The sequence below is a fragment of the Aeromonas sp. Y318-3 genome (genome assembly GCF_027706185.1).
GTDB lineage: Bacteria > Pseudomonadota > Gammaproteobacteria > Enterobacterales > Aeromonadaceae > Aeromonas > Aeromonas veronii.
On record NZ_JAPDCN010000003.1, the window covers coordinates 110,940 to 127,993 of the forward strand.

A 17,054-nucleotide genomic window follows, 5' to 3' on the forward strand; every position below is an offset into this window, starting at 1 on the left:
AGGCGATCCCCTCTTGATGCTGCCGCAGCATCCGGTGCCGCATCCTGTCTGCGGGACCCAGAACATGAGTGGAGTCGGTATCTTCCGACGATCAGGAACATCAGGTCTTGGTTATCAGGATGTCATGCCAGGACTTATTTATCAGGAAATAGGGAAATGACCCAGTCACTGTTTGAACTCGAGCAAAAAACCGATTTTGTCCGCCGCCATATCGGCCCGGGCGAGGAAGAACTGCGCCAGCTGCTGGCGACCGTCGGGGCCGAAAGCCTGGACGATCTGATTGCCCAGACCGTGCCTGCCGCCATTCGCCTGCCGGGCCCGCTCGGCATCGGTGCCGGCATGACCGAAGTGGAGGCGCTCGCCAAGCTCAAGGGCTATGCCGCCCAGAACAAGATTGCCAAGAGCTATATCGGCATGGGTTATCACGATACCCATGTGCCCCACGTCATTTTGCGCAACGTACTGGAAAATCCGGGTTGGTATACCGCCTACACCCCCTACCAGCCCGAGCTGGCACAAGGCCGTCTCGAAGCCCTGCTCAACTTCCAGCAGCTGACGCTGGATCTGACCGGCATGGATCTGGCAAGCGCCTCCCTGCTGGATGAAGCGACCGCCGCCGCCGAGGCGATGGCGCTGGCCAAGCGGATGGCCAAGTCAAAATCCAACCTCTTCTTCGTGGCCGATGATGTGCACCCGCAGGTGATCGACGTGGTCAAGGAGCGCGCGGTTCACTTCGGTTTCGACGTGGCGGTTGGCGCCGCGAGCGATGCGGTGAGCGAAGAGGTGTTTGGTGCCCTGCTCCAGTACCCCACCACCACCGGTGAGGTGAAAGATCTGCGCGCCCTGATTGCCGCCGTACAGGCCCAGAAAGGGCTGGCCTGCGTCAGCGCCGATCTGCTCTCCCTGCTGCTGCTCAAATCCCCGGGTGAGCTGGGCGCCGACGTGGTGTTGGGGTCCGCCCAGCGCTTTGGCGTGCCCATGGGTTACGGTGGCCCCCACGCCGCCTTCTTTGCCACCCGCGATGCCTACAAACGTTCCATGCCGGGTCGTATCATCGGTGTCTCCAAGGATGCCCGTGGCAAGGCTGCGCTGCGTATGGCGATGCAGACCCGCGAGCAGCATATCCGCCGCGAGAAGGCCAACTCCAATATCTGTACCGCACAGGTGTTGCTGGCCAACATGGCGAGCTTCTACGCCGTTTACCACGGTCCGGTAGGGCTGAAAACCATCGCCTCCCGCGTGCACCGTCTCACTACCATTCTGGCGCTTGGCCTCAAGGCTAAGGGTGTGGCCCTCAAGCATGCCAGCTGGTTCGATACCCTGACCGTGCTGACGGCAGATAAAGCAGCACTCATTGCCAAGGCTGAAGCTAATGGCATCAACCTGCGTGCAGACCTCGACGGTGCGGTAGGGGTCTCCCTCTCTGAAACCACCACTCGCGGCGATGTGGCCGAGTTGTTCGATCTCTTCCTCGGCCAAGGCCATGGCCTCGACATCGAGGCCCTCGACAAGGCGGCGCAGACCCATCACGCCATCCCGCAGGATCTGCTGCGCACCGATGCCGTGTTGACCCACGAGGTGTTCAACAAGTACCACTCCGAAACCGAGATGCTGCGTTATATCCACCGTCTCGAAGCCAAAGATCTGGCGCTCAACTACGCCATGATTTCACTCGGCTCCTGCACCATGAAGCTCAACGCCACCGCCGAGATGATCCCGGTGACCTGGCCCGAGTTCGGCAAGTTGCACCCGTTCGCCCCGCTGGCACAGGCCAAGGGCTACCAACTGCTGCTGGCCGACCTCGAAAACTGGCTGGTGAAAGTGACCGGTTACGATGCGGTCTGCATGCAGCCCAACTCAGGTGCGCAGGGTGAATACGCAGGTCTGCTCGCCATCAAGAAGTACCACGAATCCCGCGGCGAGGGGCATCGCGACATCTGCCTGATCCCAGCTTCTGCCCACGGTACCAACCCGGCCTCTGCCCAGATGGCGGGGCTCAAGGTGATCGTCACCGCCTGTGACAAGTCCGGCAACGTGGATCTCGACGACCTGCGCGCCAAGGCGGCCGAGGCGGGGGATCAACTCTCCTGTCTGATGGTGACCTACCCCTCCACCCACGGGGTGTATGAGGAGACCATCAAGGAGGTGTGCGACATCGTTCACCAGCACGGTGGTCAGGTCTATCTGGACGGCGCCAACATGAACGCGCAAGTTGGATTGACGGCACCGGGCTTTATCGGGGCAGACGTCTCTCACCTCAACCTGCACAAGACCTTCGCCATTCCTCACGGCGGTGGCGGCCCGGGCATGGGCCCCATCGGCGTGAAGAAACATCTGGCACCGTTCGTGGCTGGTCATGCCGTGGTCAAGACCGACAAGGAGAGCCGTGACAATGGCGCCGTGTCGGCTGCACCATTCGGTTCGGCCAGCATCCTGCCCATCAGCTGGATGTATATCGCCATGCTGGGTGACGAGGGGCTAAAGAGATCCACTCAGGTCGCCATCCTCAACGCCAACTATCTGGCCAAGAAGCTGGGTGAATCCTTCCCGGTGCTCTACTCTGGCCGCAACGGTCGGGTGGCCCACGAGTGCATTCTGGATATCCGCCCGCTCAAAGAAGCTTCCGGCATTAGCGAGATGGACGTGGCCAAGCGGCTGATGGACTACGGCTTCCACGCGCCGACCATGAGCTTCCCGGTAGCGGGCACCCTGATGGTCGAGCCGACCGAGTCGGAATCCAAGCGCGAACTGGATCGCTTCGTCGAGGCGATGACGTCCATCCGCGCCGAGATTGCCAAGGTGCAGGAGGGGCAGTGGAGCCTCGCCGACAACCCGCTGGTCCATGCGCCGCACACGCAGGATGATGTGATGGATGCAGAGTGGTCCCGTGGCTACAGCCGCGCCGAGGCGGTCTTCCCGTCCGACGCCGTGCGCGCCGCCAAGTTGTGGCCCTCTGTGAACCGCATCGACGACGTCTACGGCGATCGCAACCTGTTCTGCTCCTGTATCCCGACTGAGGATTACGCCAAGTAAGTGGCGTTTAGGAGCTACAGTTAAGCCTTATAAACAACAGGGCCACCCAGACGGGTGGCCCTTCGTTTACATGGACTTTATTTGCATGTTGCTATCCGAATGTCCGGCTTAAGTCCTTGAGCTGGCTAGCTTTGCTCTGCAAGTTGGCACTGGTTTCACTCACCTGATCGATTTTGAGACTGTTATCGTGAGAGAGCGAGGATATCTGGTTGATATTGCGACTGATCTCCTCGATGACCGCTTGTTGCTCGGTGGCCGCGGCGGTGATCTGGTTGGAAAAATCAGAGACCTTGTCTATCTCGACCACAACCTGATTCAGGTTGCCGGTGCTTGCCCGGGTGGTGGCGAGGCAGGCGTTGGTTCTGGTCACATTGAGATGCATCATCTCTTTCCATCCCCCCAGGGTTTGCTGGATATGGCCAATGCTGTTCTGGATCTGCTCTGTCGCCTTGTGGGTTCTGGTCGACAGGCTGCGAACCTCGTCCGCCACCACTGCAAAGCCACGCCCCTGATCGCCTGCCCGTGCGGCTTCGATGGAGGCATTGAGCGCCAGCAGGTTGGTTTGATCCGCAATGCCGCGAATTTCGCTCATGATGGTGCCGATCCGCTCGGACTCGCTCGCCAGCTCAACGGCTGACTGAAAGGCTTGTTCCGCCTGGGTGGCCAGCGCCGACATCTCTTCTCCTGCTTCCGAAAGCTGGGTGCTGGTGGTGATGCAGTGGCTGCGGGCCTCTTCAATCTGGCTGTTGCTGTCTTGAATATTGCGGTTGATCTCCTCGGCGGCCGAAGCCATCTGGGTGACGGCGGTGGCAATCTGCTGGATCTGCGTGTCTTGCGAAGAGATATCCTGGCTGGCCAGCGAGGCGGAGCCGCGCAGGTCATTGGCCATGGCATTGAGCGAAGCAGTGGTGTCATCCACCCGGCCGAGTACGGTACGGATCTTCGCTTGCCCGAGCTTGATATGGAAATCGGCAATGCTGTGGGGGGCATCCCCCGAGAAGATAAGGCGGCTGATGCTGTCGTAATCCTGCTCGAGCTGCTGCAAGAATCGCGGTGTGAGGAAGAGAGGGTGGCGATTGAACCAGATGGCTGCCAAGAGAGGAATGATGACCCAAAGCGCCTGCAGCGGTGAGAGCAGCCAGAGCGCGCTGATCACGCTGACGAGCAGCAGGGGGATGGTCATCATGGCCGGAGTGAGCTGACGCAGGCCCATGTGAATGGCAGAGCCGGTTTCACGGGCTTTAAGGGTTTTGTACATCTGGCTGGCACGCGCTTTGTGCTCTGCGGCGGGACGGCAGCGGACGGATTGGTAACCCACCATCTTGCCATCTTCATAAATCGGGGTGACATAGGCATCAACCCAATAATAGCGACCATCCTTGCAGCGGTTTTTTACCATGCCTCGCCATGGTTTGCCCGCCTGCAGGTGGGCCCAGAGATCGGCAAACGCTGCCTTGGGCATGTCGGGGTGGCGCACCAGATTGTGATGCTGCCCCAACATCTCTTCCAGGCGATAGCCTGCCACCTGACAAAACGCCGGATTGGCGTAGGTGATGTCCCCTTTGAGGTCGGTCGTCGATACCAACTGGATATCATCGGCAAATTCAACCTCGGTATCTGTGGTGTGAAGCGAGCTGGTTACCATGATCAGACTCCGGTTTCGGCGTAACGGAATACTTCGTCTGAGTATGGCAGAGGATGTTCATTTATTATGTTGTTGCACATTAACTCTTGTGCTACTGCGTGGGGACGGGATGGGTCTCACATTTTTACAGCGCGGTTTGGCGAGGGGAGGCAAGCCAAGTAACATGGCGTGACTTATGGCTGTGCAGCGAGACAGGTAACGCAATGAAGTTGGATGCGATTTTATGGGATTATGACGGTACTCTGGTCAATTCGGTGCCGAAGAATATCGATATCACCAAGCAGATCCTGGCTGAGGTCGCCCCCCATCTGACCGGAGAACATCTGCCGCGCTATCTGCGCAGCGAAGCGGAGTATCACCATGCCAATCACGCCGCCAAGAACTGGCAGGCGCTCTATATGGATTACTACGGTTTGTCGCGGGACGAGATGGTGCTGGCTGGCCGTCTGTGGGCCAAGCATCAGGAGATGAACCGGACCGAGGTGCGTTTTTTTGCGGGGCTGGAGGCGGTGATTGACCATTTCTCTGCCATTCCTCACGGAATTTGTTCGCAGAACTCCCAAAAGAACATTCGCCGGGTACTGGAGCAGCATGGCGTGAACAGCCTGTTCAAGGCTGTGGTCGGCTATGATGACGTGCCCGGACAGCAGCAAAAACCTCATCCTTTCGGTGGCCTCAAATGTCTGGAGTCTATCTTCGGCCCAGCCAGGTGCCAGTCGCTGGTCTATATCGGTGACCATGAAGCGGATGTGCAGTTTGCCCGTCATTTGCAAGCGGCGCTTGGCGAGCAGAGCCGTGTGATATCGGTGGCTGTCGCCTATAGCCGCGCGACCCCGGAGCGCTGGGAACACCAACCCGACTATATCGCTCGTGACGTCGAGGATCTGCTCCCCATCGTAGGGCAATATCTGTAACGCCGGTTGCAGATTGCCGTACGGAATAGACAAGCGCCGACCAGTTGATCGGCGTTTTGTCTATGGGAAGCCTGATGGTTTCACATTCTGCTGGCTTAATACCCTGTCTGTTTAATGATGGGCGACTTAAAACAGCAGTTGCGTCAGGTAGCCCATCAGGATCGCCATGCCGAGGATCACAGTAAGGAAGGCCGCAATCATCGGGGTTCTGAACATGGATTTGAGCAGGATCACCTCGGTCAGACTGGCACCGGCACTGCCGATGATCAGCGCCATGACGGCGCCCATTCCCATCCCTTTGCCCAGCAGTACCGACGCCAGCGGGATCACGGCCTCGGCACGGATGTAGAGCGGGATCCCGACGATGGCGCTGAAGGGGATGGCCAGCGGGTTGTCGGCACCAGCATGGGCTGCGATCCACTCGGCTGGAATAAAACCGTAAATAAACGAGCCGATGAGCACCCCCAGCAGCAGGAAGGGCAATACCGTTTTGAACTGCTGCCAGGCATCGATGCGAGCTTTGACCCAGGCGGTGGGGAGCAGTGGCGCTCTGGTCAGGGCAGCCGTGCCATCGCCGCAGCAGGGGAGGGTAGCCTGTTCTGCCATCTCTGGTTGCGGAGCCGGGCAGCACGCCGTCCCCTTGAGTTGTTTGATTGCGCGAATGGTACCGCGTTGGTTGTCACTGCAATTTGTTTGAGTTGTGGCGCGGGTCGCCGGGCCACAGTCGCTACCGCAAGAGGGGGTGGCCTCTTTGGGGTCGATGACGTGGCGCTCGAACCCGAGCCTGTCGAGCAGCATGCTCGCCATGACGGAGACGCTGGCGGCGATCACGGCGTAGAGCAGGGTTACTTTCCAGCCGAAGGTGGCCCACATCAAGCCGACGATGATAGGGTTCAGCAGTGGCGAAATAAACAGGAAGGTGAGGGTGGGGCCAAAGCCAGCCTTGGCCGAGAGCAGCCCTCTCAGCATGGGGATGGTGGAGCAGCTGCAAAAGGGGGTGACGGCGCCGAGCAGGGCCGAGAGCAGATAGCCCTTGCCATGTCTCGCCCCCAGCATCCGCTGGATCTTCTCGTCGGGGATCTTCTGACGGATCAGGCTGACCCCGGCGCTAATGACCAGAAACAGAACCGACAGCTCGACAGCCAGAAACAGGAACATCTGGGCTGCATCGGTCAGCATGGTTAACCACTCATTCATTGTCGTATCCTCACTTAGCTTCTATATTTCCAAAATAATCGAAATGAATGGCCAGTCAAGATATTTCTGGTATTATCGAAATATCAAATTTGTGGAGGGCGCAGAGATGCAACTGGAAGAGGTCGCCAAGGCATTGAAAGAGCTGGGTCATCCGACCCGGCTGTTTATCTTCAAGCATCTGGTCAAGGCGGGAGAGCTGGGGCTGCCGGTGGGTGAGCTGCAAAAGCAGCTGGCGATCCCCGCATCCACCCTCAGCCACCATATCGCGGCGCTGGTCTCGGTGGGGCTGGTGAAGCAAAACCGGGAGAGTCGCACCCTGCTTTGCGTCTCTCAATACGCGGTGTTGGAGGAGATCATCGCCTTTTTCCGCGATGAGTGTTGCGTCAACAGCCCGGAGCATCGGCAAGATCAAAGGCAAGAGCTGCCTTCCTGAGGGCTATGGCTGCTAGTAGTGCGGTCAGTTGCGCTGCGCGCAATAAAAAAACGCCGATCATCCGATCGGCGTTTTGCATTGTTTTTCTCAGCTGCGGGTATTAACCCAGATTGGCTGCAACCTTGCTTTGGGCCTGTCCCTTGCGCTTGATGACAAAGCCGATACCCAGCACGACCAGCCATGCCGGGATCAGTTCGACCGAGATGCGGAAATCGGGGGTCATATACATGATCACCAGGATGCCAGCCATGAACGCGAGGCAGAGATAGTTGCCGAAGGGGTACCAGAACGCCTTGAACTTGGGCTGGACGCCTTCTGCGACCTTGGCCTTGCGGAACTTGAGGTGCGCGAGGCTGATCATCGCCCAGTTGATCACCAGTGCGGAGACCACCAGCGCCATCAGCAGGCCGAACGCCTTGCCCGGCATCAGGTAGTTGATCAGCACGCAGAGCAGGGTGGCGATGGCCGAGACCGAGAGGGCAACCAGCGGTACGCCGCTCTTGTTGGTCTTGAGCAGGGCTTTCGGGCCGTTGCCCTGTTTGGCCAGACCGAACAGCATACGGCTGTTGCAGTAGACGCAGCTGTTGTAGACCGACAGTGCGGCCGTCAGCACCACGATGTTGAGCACGGTGGCGACCAGATTGCTGTCCAGAGCGTGGAAAATCATTACGAACGGGCTGCCGCCTTCCACCACTTTACCCCAGGGATAGAGGGACATCAGGATAGCCAGGGCGCCGATGTAGAAGATGAGGATGCGGTAGATCACCTGATTGGTGGCCTTGGGAATGCTCTTCTCGGGGTTGTCCGCTTCGGCGGCGGTAATGCCCACCAGCTCCAGACCGCCAAAGGAGAACATGATCACCGCCATCGCCATCACCAGACCGCTGATGCCGTTGGGGAAGAAGCCGCCCTGGGCCCACAGGTTGGTCACGCTCGCCTCGGGGCCGCCGGCACCGGAGATGAGCAGATAGCCGCCAAAGCCAATCATGCCGATGATGGCGACCACCTTGATGATGGCGAACCAGAACTCCATCTCGCCAAACGCTTTGACGTTGGAGAGGTTGATGGCGTTGATCAGCACGAAGAAGAAGGCTGCCGACATCCAGGTCGGGATCTCGGGCCACCAGTACTGGACATAGATGCCCACCGCGGTCAGCTCGGCCATGCTCACCAGCACGTAGAGCACCCAGTAGTTCCAGCCGGACGCAAAACCGGCAAACTCGCCCCAGTATTTGTAGGCAAAGTGGCTGAATGAACCGGCTACCGGCTCTTCCACCACCATTTCACCGAGCTGGCGCATGATCAGGAAGGCGATAAAGCCGCCGATGGCATACCCCAGCAGGACCGAGGGACCTGCCATCTTGATGGTTTGGGCAATGCCCAGAAAGAGGCCGGTGCCGATGGCGCCGCCCAAAGCAATCAACTGAATGTGGCGGTTTTTAAGGCCGCGCTTCAGCTCCTCACCGTCTTGTTTCAAATCCATGGGTCTGTCCTTACGTCTCTGTTGTCTCTGGTCGGTGTTGGGCTCATCCTGAGCAGGCCGCAGTGCGTAGCCAAAACCTGACGAAAGCTGTATTTATTTCGTTACACCATGCCATTTTCAATTTTTAGTGTTGGCTGGCAACCGAAGCAGAATAGTGATAATCCGCCATGAATGCACCTGTTTTCCATCTCTAATGGCCGTGTTTTGTACCAAAGGCAGCTTTTTCATGATCTGAAGAGGCTTCTTGGTAGTTTTTGGTTAATGTTTGTGCAGTCGAATTCTGTTTGATTGACATTTTGTCTTGTTGGTGTGCTTTCGTGGTGCCAAGCCACAAATGGATGCAAATGATGCCAAACAAGCGAGAGTACAGGGAAGAGTGCAGGGAGTTGGAGTACAGAAAGTGCGAAAGCGTGCTGCAACAGGGGGTTGCCCGGGGTGTACAGGTGGCGCTCTGGTTAGGGATTGCCGCCAGTCCGCTGTTGTTGCTGGTGGCCGCGATTATGTTGCTGGGTTGGCTGTTACTCGGTGATCAGGAGTTGCTGCACTACTGGCAGTCGCTGTTGCTGGCGGGTGGGGTAACGGGGGCGCTCGTTGGCGGCTGGCTGGCGGAGCGGGTTCGCCTGCGCCACGGTTTGCTGGCCTTCTATGCCCGGTTGATGAACAACCCGGAGCTCAATCGTTAGTTAACGCTGGCTGTTTGTCGAGCGCAGCAGAACGGAATCGAATAGCGGCTAACTGGCTGCAGGTGACAAGGGCACAACGCTAAGGTCGACAAGAAGAGGGATAAGCATTTGTGGTGCTTATCCCTTTTTTATCCACGCTTTTCACTGTCATCTATGTGAATTGCAGTTCGCCACAGCTGACTTTCGCCGCGACACTGTAATTTTTATCTTTTGTTGATGCCGATAGCTGTCAAGCTGGCTTAACAGAGCTGGCGGCGCAGACCGGTTGCCTCGAGGACCTTGGCGCTGATCTCCTCCACCGAGTGGGAGCTGGTATCGAGGAAGCGGATCGCCTCCTGGCGAAACAGCCGCTCCACGCAGGCCAGCTCCTGCTCGCACTGTTCGATGGAGGAGTAGCGGCTGTTGGCACGGCGCTGGTTACGGATCTCGTGCAGCCGCTGCGGCGCTATGGTGAGGCCAAACAGCTTGTGACGGTTGGCCTTGAGGGGGGCGGGCAGCTCCAGCATCCCCATGTCCTGCTCGATAAAGGGGTAGTTGGCGGCGCGAATGCCGAACTGCAGCGCCAGATAGAGGCTGGTGGGGGTCTTGCCGCAGCGGGAGACCCCGATCAGGATGATGTCCGCCTCATCGTACTCTTTGGTGGTGATGCCATCGTCGTTGGCCAGTGCGAAGTTGACCGCCTCGATGCGATCGTCATAGAGCTTGCGATTCTCCATACCGTGGGTGCGGTGGAGGCGGGGCTCGGCTTTTACCCCCAGCTCCTGCTCCAGCGGGCTGACGAAGGTATTGAGAAAGTCGTGGCCGCACGCCTCCGATTTCAGTACCTCTTCCCGTACCAGCGGGTCGACGATGGTGTGAAACAGGATGGGGCGTACACCGGTCTGGCGGAACTGCTCGTCGATCCGCATCCGTACCTGACGGGCTTTCTCCAGTGTCTCCACAAAGGGGATAGTGATCTGCTCGAAGGCCAGCGGAAACTGGCTCAGTACCGCGTGGCCGAACACTTCGGCGGTGATGGCGGTTCCGTCTGAAACATAAAATACGGTGTGCACGTAGGGCTCCTGTGATACCGCGGGTGGGGTCGCATGGGGTAAGGGGTGAGAAGTATCTCCCGAAACCATACCTGTTTTGTCAACCGGTCTGCTGTGCCCAAGTTGTGAAGTGGCTTGCAAACCTGAATCGTTATCTTTTTGTGTCGCCATTGTAGAATGTTCCGGTCATTCGACCATCCCCAACTCTTGCTCGGGGATTTTTTTGAAAATCAGTAGAAAACGTTTTCATTGTCGTTGGCAACAAAAGAAACAGACAATAACGCACCTGACTTACCCATAACCTCATCGATTAAATCGGGCGCACGAGGTGCTATGGCATCGGTGCCCACCAACCTGGAGACATCCAAGTGCAACAGTACGTGCTCTGGTACGAACAACTCGGAATGCAGGACGTAGAACGAGTTGGCGGCAAGAACGCATCCCTTGGCGAGATGATCAGCAACCTCTCTGGCGCCGGCGTATCCGTGCCGGGGGGCTTTGCCACCACCGCCTTTGCGTTTAACGAGTTTCTGGAGTCAAGCGGCCTCAACGGCAAGATCCACCATCTGCTCGACAATCTCGACGTGGACGATATCGCCGCCCTCAACCGGGCCGGTCAGCAGATCCGCGATTGGGTGATCGAAGCCCCGTTCCAGCCCGAGCTGGAGCAGGCTATCCGGGTTGCCTATGAAAAGTTGAGTGCCGGTGTCGAGGCCTCGTTTGCGGTGCGCTCCTCCGCCACCGCCGAGGATATGCCGGACGCCTCCTTTGCCGGTCAGCAGGAGACCTTCCTCAACGTACGTGGCATCGATGCCGTCATGACGGCGGTCAAGCATGTGTTTGCTTCTCTGTTCAACGATCGCGCCATCTCCTATCGGGTGCATCAGGGCTACGACCACAAGGGTGTTGCCCTCTCGGCCGGGGTGCAGCGGATGGTGCGCTCGGATCTCGCCGCCTCCGGCGTCATGTTTACCCTGGATACCGAGTCCGGTTTCAACGACGTGGTCTTTATCACCGGCGCCCATGGTCTTGGCGAGATGGTGGTGCAGGGCGCGGTCAACCCGGACGAGTTCTATGTGCACAAGCCGACCCTCAAGGGGGGCCGCCCGGCGGTGGTACGCAAGACCCTCGGCTCCAAGCTTATCAAGATGACCTACTCTGACGATGCCGGTCATGGCCGTCAGGTGAAGATTGTCGACACCAATGAGGCCGAGCGCAGCCGCTTCTGCATCAGCGATGAGGAGGTGATGGCGCTGGCGAAACAGGCCCTCATCATTGAGCAGCACTATGGCCGCCCGATGGACATCGAGTGGGCCAAGGATGGTCAGGATGGCCAGCTCTATATCGTGCAGGCCCGCCCGGAAACCGTGCGCAGCCGCCAGGAGGCCAACACCCTCGAGCGTTTTGCCCTCAAGCAAGCGGGCAAGGTGCTGATCGAGGGGCGGGCTATCGGTCACAAGATTGGCGCGGGCCCGGCGCGGGTCATCTCCTCCATCAGCCAGATGGACGAAGTGCAACCCGGTGACGTGCTGGTTACCGACATGACCGACCCGGACTGGGAGCCCATCATGAAGCGGGCCTCCGCCATCGTCACCAACCGGGGAGGCCGCACCTGTCACGCCGCCATTATCGCTCGCGAGCTGGGCATTCCGGCGGTGGTCGGCTGTGGCAACGCCACCGACCATATTCAGCCGGGCCAGCGGATCACCGTCTCCTGTGCGGAAGGGGATACCGGTTTTATCTATGACGGCGAGCTGGACTTCGATGTGGCGGTGACCGAGGTGGGCAATATGCCGCGCCTGCCCATCAAGATCATGATGAACGTCGGCAACCCGGACCGCGCTTTCGACTTTGCCCAGTTGCCCAATGCAGGGGTTGGGCTGGCGCGCCTTGAATTCATCATCAACCGGATGATCGGCGTGCACCCCAAGGCGCTGCTGGAGTTTGACCAGCAAACCCCAGAGCTGCAGACCACCATCGGCAAGATGATCGCCGGTTACGACAGCCCGCGGGAGTTCTATGTGGCCAAGCTGACCGAGGGGATCGCCACTCTGGGGGCCGCCTTCTGGCCGGAGCGGGTGATCGTGCGGATGTCGGACTTCAAGTCCAACGAGTACGCCAATCTGGTGGGCGGTCGTGGCTACGAGCCCCACGAGGAGAACCCGATGATCGGTTTTCGTGGCGCATCCCGCTACATCGCCGACAGCTTCCGCCCCTGCTTTGCCCTCGAGTGCGAGGCGATCAAGCGGGTACGCGATGTGATGGGGTTGACCAACGTCGAGGTGATGATCCCCTTTGTGCGCACCGTGGGCGAGGCGGAGCAGGTGATCGACATCCTGGCCGAGAACGGTCTGCGCCGCGGCGAGCGGGGGCTCAAGGTGATCATGATGTGCGAGATCCCGAGCAATGCCCTCTTGGCAAACAAGTTCCTCGAGCACGTGGATGGCTTCTCCATCGGCTCCAATGACATGACCCAGCTCACCCTTGGGCTGGATCGGGACTCGGGGCTGATTGCCCACCTGTTCGACGAGCGCAACGAGGCGGTCAAGGCACTGCTGTCGATGGCGATTCAGGCCGCGCGCAAGGCGGGCAAGTATGTGGGGATCTGTGGCCAAGGCCCATCCGATCATCCGGACTTTGCCGCCTGGCTGGTGGAGCAGGGGATCGACTCGGTGTCTCTCAACCCCGATACCGTGGTCGATACCTGGCTCTATCTGGCGGAGCAGCATGGTGCCAAGTAAGCCACTATCAAAATGAGCTGCACAGAAAGGGGGCCATAATGGCCCCCTTTGTTATCTGGTGTCGCGGCCTATTTCGGCTGCTGTTCGGCCCCCGACAGCTCGATCTGCACATTCACCCCTTCGCTCTTGAGCTTGGTGGCGATGGCGTTGAGATCGGTGCCCGATTTAGCCTCCAGCAGGGCGATACCACCACTGCTCTGCTTGAAGTTCAGGCCGTGGCGAGTCGCCAGCGCCTTGGCGCTGGCATCGTCAGCTTCCACCAGCAGGGTGCCGCTTACAGTCAGCTCCGGGCTGGCGGCCCCTTGCATCAACACGTCACCGCGGCGCAGGGTCTGTTGCGGGACCTTGCTGTCAAGGCTGCGGGCGACCCGCTTCTTGCTGCCGTTGTCGGGAATGAGGTAAGTCTGGCCGTTCACCTCTATGGTGCTGTACTGCTTGCCATCCATGGTGACGGACTCCTGGGCGCAGAGCTGTCCCGAGAGGGGGGCCAGCAGGGTTGCCAGAAGCAAGGTAACAGGTTTGTTCATGGTAATACTCCTAGCGTGTTAGCTGCGGTTGGCATCGTGACCCAGGACCCGCAGGGACCATGAGATCAGCTTGCCCGGTTGGCGATTGTTGCGCTCGGTCAGGGTGGTACGCTCACGGGTCTCGCGATTGAGCAGAGAGACCTGACGGGTACCGTTGGCAACGTCGGTCACTTCCAGTCGCCATGTGCCTTGCGCCGATTCGCCGTAGAACTTGTTGGATAGCATCCGCATGTCGCGCAATCCCTTGGTGCGCACAAAGCCCAGCTGCTGCTGGTCGAGAGATTGGCCGACCAGGCTGTTGAAGGGGCTCAGCAGGATGCTGCGTGTGCCGGCGGGGGAGACCAGTTCGATCAGCAGATCGGGCAGACGCTGGTGATCCAGGCTCACCATCACCTGAACCGCTTCTACCGTCAACGGTGTCGCGATGCGGGTTGTCGAGTTGGTCGGGCTGTTGCCCACATCCGGGATGGCAGCGGCACTGCCGCTGACATTGATTTTCTGCCACGGCAGTTGCACCAGCGGGGGGAGGGGCTGGTGATTGGCTGCCAGCTCAAGAGCCTTGTTGACGTCAATCAGACCAAAACCGTAAGTCGGGCTGAACCACATGCCGGCGGCATTGCGCTCCCAACCTTCCAGTCCTTTCACATCGCGCACCTTGCCGGTGCTGCTGGTGTAGCTGACCATCACGGGCTGATGTTTGGCATCGACCCGGGTTGCGCTGCGCGCCAGCAGATCCCGCAGGTCACGTACCGACAGATCCGGGTAGGCGGACATCAGCAGCGCCATGGCGCCGGAGGTGCTGGGGGTGGCGGAGGAGGTGCCGTTCATCACACCGTTGTAGTCGCAGCTGGCATCCAGTTGCGGGTTGCCGTGCAGCCGGTTGGTGCTGGGATCGTCGGTGCGGTTGTAACCCATGTCGCAGCCGGGCAGATCCGTGGTCACCATCGCCGGAGCGTCGGTACCGTACTCGCCGCCGGTCGCGCTCAGGAAGATGTTGCTGCCGACGCTGGAGTAGGAGGATCTGACGCCATCGGCGTTGAGCGCGCTCACCACCAAGTTCCAGAAGTTGCTGTTGGAGGGATCGAGGTTGCTGTTTTCAAACGGTAATTTGGGACCATTACCGGTGCGGTTAAGCACATAGCCGCCCGCCGCTATCTTGTTGAAGCCGTTGCCGGCGGCCTTGATATAGGCCGCGCCCTGCACCTTGAGGGTCTGCTGTTCAAACAGACGATCAAGTTGGGATTGATCCAGAGAGTTGGCAGAGCGGGGATCCACCACACTCATGCCGTAGCTCTGGTTGAACACCCGGTTATCGCGGCTGGCATCGCTGTCGCCAAGGGCGTAGAGCCAATCTTTCTGCAACTGCTGGCTGTTGTCATCCAGCAGGTTGAACCCCTGCAACTGGGCTCGCGGGGCAATCCCCTTGGTACCGATGGCGTTGTCTACCGCCGCAATGATGCCGGAGACCGAGGTGCCGTGGGCCGTATCCGGATCGGTCGGTGTCGGGTCATCGCTGCCGGTTACCACGTTTCTCGACCCCGGGCGCACGTTCTCCGCCAGATCCGGGTGGGCGATGGCCAGACCATCATCCACCACGGCCACATTGACCCCCTGGCCCAGCACGCCTGTGCGATGAGCCCACCAGAGGTTGAGATCATTGCCCGCTATACCGCCACGGGCGCTGAATCCATCCTGGCCGCTGTTGAGCAGATACCACTGCTGATCCTGCAGGGGATTGGCTCCTGGCAGGCAGCGCTCGGTGCTGCTGCGTCCGATATCCATGCCGCTCTCCTTGCCGGTGAGCGGCGCACAACCTTCATTTGCCTGAACGAGCGCACTGGGCAGGGTCGACAGCAGTGCTGTGATCGCCAGTGCTAACGATGTTTGCTTCATTATTTTTTTAACTCCATCTTGGATCGCACCATCCTGAGTGCGACGGAAATCTATACACGGGTGGTAGGGGTTCAAAAAGAGCCATTTTCAAAAAACGCAATGAGGTTCAAAGAAATCCGATTCAGTTTGTGGTAGGTATTCCAATGACACTGGTTATGTGTTCTATTGAGAATGGTTCTCACCGCTCGCTACTGATCTTTTTATCTGTAATTTACTCCTCTCGCGACTCTCCTTCGCCGCAGCCATCTCGATTCGGGGCAATCCCGAGGGGAGCTCGTGCGCTCTTGAACGTGAGCGGCATGGTTGTGTGTGCCAATGTGAGTACAGCTATGCATTCGGGGGTGACAGCAAGGGTGATGAGGTGGGACCAGCGGTTTATTGCTTGGCGGCGGTGGATGGCTCTGTTATGGTAAATGAAATAGCCGTCCGGATGGCTGGATTGCTGCGGCTTGAGGGGCTTAATCTCTGAGAGCCACCCCGCCGTAGTCCCATAGTTTGATGCGTACCTGACAGGGAGTCCCTATGCCGTTTCGTTCCTTCTTATCTTCTCCTTTGACTGTTTCCTTGCGCGCCACTGCTGGCGCCAGCACCTTTATTGCCGCGATGGCGGTCGGGAGCCTCTCTTTTTCCGCGGTTGCCGCCGATGCGTCCTTGCCGACCAAACAGGAGATCGTGATTGGTACCACGGTGGGGGATTTTGCCGACATGGTGACCGATTCCATCAAGCCGCAGCTGGAGGCCAGGGGGTACAAGGTCAAGCTGGTGGAGTTCACCGACTATGTGACGCCCAATATTGCTCTGGCTGACGGATCACTGGATGTGAACTGCTTCCAGCACAAACCCTATCTGGAGAGTTTTGCCAAAGATCGCGGCTTGTCGCTGGCGCCCATTACCCAGGTGCCAACCGGTCCGATGGGACTCTATTCCGGCAAGCTGGCAGCACTCGACAAGGTGAAAGAGGGGAGCACGGTGGCCATCCCCAACGATCCCACCAATCAGGCTCGGGCGCTGCTGATGCTGCAGGATCTTGGTTGGCTCACTCTCAAGGAGGGGATAAACCCGCTCAAGGCGAGCGAGTTTGATGTGGTGAACAATCCGCACAATCTCAAGCTGGTGTTGCTGGAGGCGGCGCAACTGCCCCGCTCGCGGGAGGATGTGGACTTCTCGGTGATCAACGGTAATTTTGCCGCCTCCAGCGGAATCCCGTTCAGTGAAGGACTGTTTCTGGAACGCAGCTACGATTTTATCAACTGGGTGGTGGTGAAAAGCGCAGATGCGGACCAGCCTTTTGCCAAAGATGTGGCGGCGGCCTACAACTCGGCGGCTTTTAAGGCCTATGCAGCCAAGCGTTTCGTCGGCTACAAGTACCCGCAAGGGTGGGGTGGCTAACTGTCGTGAACGTGGCCCGGCTATACAACGAAAAACGCCCCGAATTCGGGGCGTTTTTTATGGTATCAAGCCATCAACGGGCGTT

General features: G+C 59.0%; 12 protein-coding genes. 6 read left to right on the forward strand and 6 right to left on the reverse strand.

From position 1 onward, the window contains the following. Nucleotides 1–156 precede the first annotated feature (156 nt). Entirely contained in the window at nucleotides 157–3,033 is a 2,877-nt protein-coding gene (gene gcvP / locus OKB77_RS05140) for an aminomethyl-transferring glycine dehydrogenase (RefSeq protein WP_270817060.1), read from the forward strand. A 91-nt stretch (nucleotides 3,034–3,124) separates the two neighbouring features. Here gcvP and OKB77_RS05145 read toward each other — a convergent pair whose 3' ends face one another. Beyond that, a complete protein-coding gene (locus tag OKB77_RS05145) occupies nucleotides 3,125–4,678 on the reverse strand; it encodes a methyl-accepting chemotaxis protein (protein WP_159158686.1) in 1,554 nt (517 codons plus the stop codon). Between the two features lie 203 nt (nucleotides 4,679–4,881). Here OKB77_RS05145 and OKB77_RS05150 point away from each other — a divergent pair, with 203 nt between their 5' ends. After that, nucleotides 4,882–5,592, forward strand: coding sequence for an HAD family hydrolase (locus OKB77_RS05150; RefSeq protein ID WP_216962063.1), 711 nt, complete (start codon nucleotides 4,882–4,884; stop codon nucleotides 5,590–5,592). 126 nt (nucleotides 5,593–5,718) lie between these two features. On the opposite strand, the gene OKB77_RS05155 is transcribed toward OKB77_RS05150, so the two are convergent. Further along, the gene (locus OKB77_RS05155; RefSeq protein ID WP_270817061.1) at nucleotides 5,719–6,789 is read right to left on the reverse strand and encodes a permease; all 1,071 of its coding nucleotides are present in this window, start codon (nucleotides 6,787–6,789) and stop codon (nucleotides 5,719–5,721) included. Nucleotides 6,790–6,895: 106 nt separating this feature from the next. On the opposite strand from OKB77_RS05155, the gene OKB77_RS05160 reads away from it, so the two are divergent. Next, on the forward strand, nucleotides 6,896–7,222 hold the full coding sequence (locus OKB77_RS05160; protein WP_076494364.1) for an ArsR/SmtB family transcription factor: 327 nt from the start codon (nucleotides 6,896–6,898) through the stop codon (nucleotides 7,220–7,222). 100 nt (nucleotides 7,223–7,322) lie between these two features. Here OKB77_RS05160 and OKB77_RS05165 read toward each other — a convergent pair whose 3' ends face one another. Further along, entirely contained in the window at nucleotides 7,323–8,705 is a 1,383-nt protein-coding gene (locus OKB77_RS05165; RefSeq protein ID WP_005333893.1) for an amino acid permease, read from the reverse strand. A gap of 386 nt (nucleotides 8,706–9,091) precedes the next feature. On the opposite strand from OKB77_RS05165, the gene OKB77_RS05170 reads away from it, so the two are divergent. After that, entirely contained in the window at nucleotides 9,092–9,388 is a 297-nt protein-coding gene (locus tag OKB77_RS05170; protein WP_233267786.1) for a hypothetical protein, read from the forward strand. A gap of 239 nt (nucleotides 9,389–9,627) precedes the next feature. On the opposite strand, the gene ppsR is transcribed toward OKB77_RS05170, so the two are convergent. After that, nucleotides 9,628–10,440 (reverse strand): posphoenolpyruvate synthetase regulatory kinase/phosphorylase PpsR, encoded by an 813-nt coding sequence (ppsR, locus tag OKB77_RS05175; RefSeq protein ID WP_005344832.1) that lies wholly within the window; start codon nucleotides 10,438–10,440, stop codon nucleotides 9,628–9,630. 347 nt (nucleotides 10,441–10,787) lie between these two features. Between ppsR and ppsA the strand changes: the two genes are divergently transcribed. Next, nucleotides 10,788–13,160: a phosphoenolpyruvate synthase gene (ppsA, locus tag OKB77_RS05180; protein WP_270817062.1), complete on the forward strand. Its 2,373-nt coding sequence runs from the start codon at nucleotides 10,788–10,790 to the stop codon at nucleotides 13,158–13,160. Between the two features lie 68 nt (nucleotides 13,161–13,228). Here ppsA and OKB77_RS05185 read toward each other — a convergent pair whose 3' ends face one another. Together OKB77_RS05185 and asp are read right to left on the reverse strand one after the other, a co-directional pair. Beyond that, nucleotides 13,229–13,687 carry a serine protease chaperone gene (locus tag OKB77_RS05185; protein ID WP_042053127.1) on the reverse strand — a complete coding sequence of 153 codons (459 nt, stop codon included), beginning with the start codon at nucleotides 13,685–13,687 and terminating at the stop codon, nucleotides 13,229–13,231. 18 nt (nucleotides 13,688–13,705) lie between these two features. Continuing rightward, complete coding sequence (asp, locus tag OKB77_RS05190; protein WP_270817063.1) at nucleotides 13,706–15,580, reverse strand: serine protease Asp; 1,875 nt, start codon at nucleotides 15,578–15,580, stop codon at nucleotides 13,706–13,708. A 603-nt stretch (nucleotides 15,581–16,183) separates the two neighbouring features. On the opposite strand from asp, the gene OKB77_RS05195 reads away from it, so the two are divergent. Continuing rightward, nucleotides 16,184–16,969, forward strand: a complete 786-nt coding sequence (locus tag OKB77_RS05195; protein ID WP_181222306.1) for a MetQ/NlpA family ABC transporter substrate-binding protein — start codon at nucleotides 16,184–16,186, stop codon at nucleotides 16,967–16,969. Nucleotides 16,970–17,054 lie beyond the last annotated feature (85 nt).

What these genes read in the sequence shown, in the direction of transcription:
- asp (WP_270817063.1), bottom strand. Translation starts at nt 15,580, where the DNA reads ATGAAGCAAACATCGTTAGCACTGGCGATCACAGCACTGCTGTCGACC.
- OKB77_RS05185 (WP_042053127.1), bottom strand. Translation starts at nt 13,687, where the DNA reads ATGAACAAACCTGTTACCTTGCTTCTGGCAACCCTGCTGGCCCCCCTC.
- OKB77_RS05155 (WP_270817061.1), bottom strand. Translation starts at nt 6,789, where the DNA reads ATGAATGAGTGGTTAACCATGCTGACCGATGCAGCCCAGATGTTCCTG.
- OKB77_RS05145 (WP_159158686.1), bottom strand. Translation starts at nt 4,678, where the DNA reads ATGGTAACCAGCTCGCTTCACACCACAGATACCGAGGTTGAATTTGCC.
- OKB77_RS05150 (WP_216962063.1), top strand. Translation starts at nt 4,882, where the DNA reads ATGAAGTTGGATGCGATTTTATGGGATTATGACGGTACTCTGGTCAAT.
- OKB77_RS05165 (WP_005333893.1), bottom strand. Translation starts at nt 8,705, where the DNA reads ATGGATTTGAAACAAGACGGTGAGGAGCTGAAGCGCGGCCTTAAAAAC.
- OKB77_RS05160 (WP_076494364.1), top strand. Translation starts at nt 6,896, where the DNA reads ATGCAACTGGAAGAGGTCGCCAAGGCATTGAAAGAGCTGGGTCATCCG.
- OKB77_RS05195 (WP_181222306.1), top strand. Translation starts at nt 16,184, where the DNA reads ATGGCGGTCGGGAGCCTCTCTTTTTCCGCGGTTGCCGCCGATGCGTCC.
- gcvP (WP_270817060.1), top strand. Translation starts at nt 157, where the DNA reads ATGACCCAGTCACTGTTTGAACTCGAGCAAAAAACCGATTTTGTCCGC.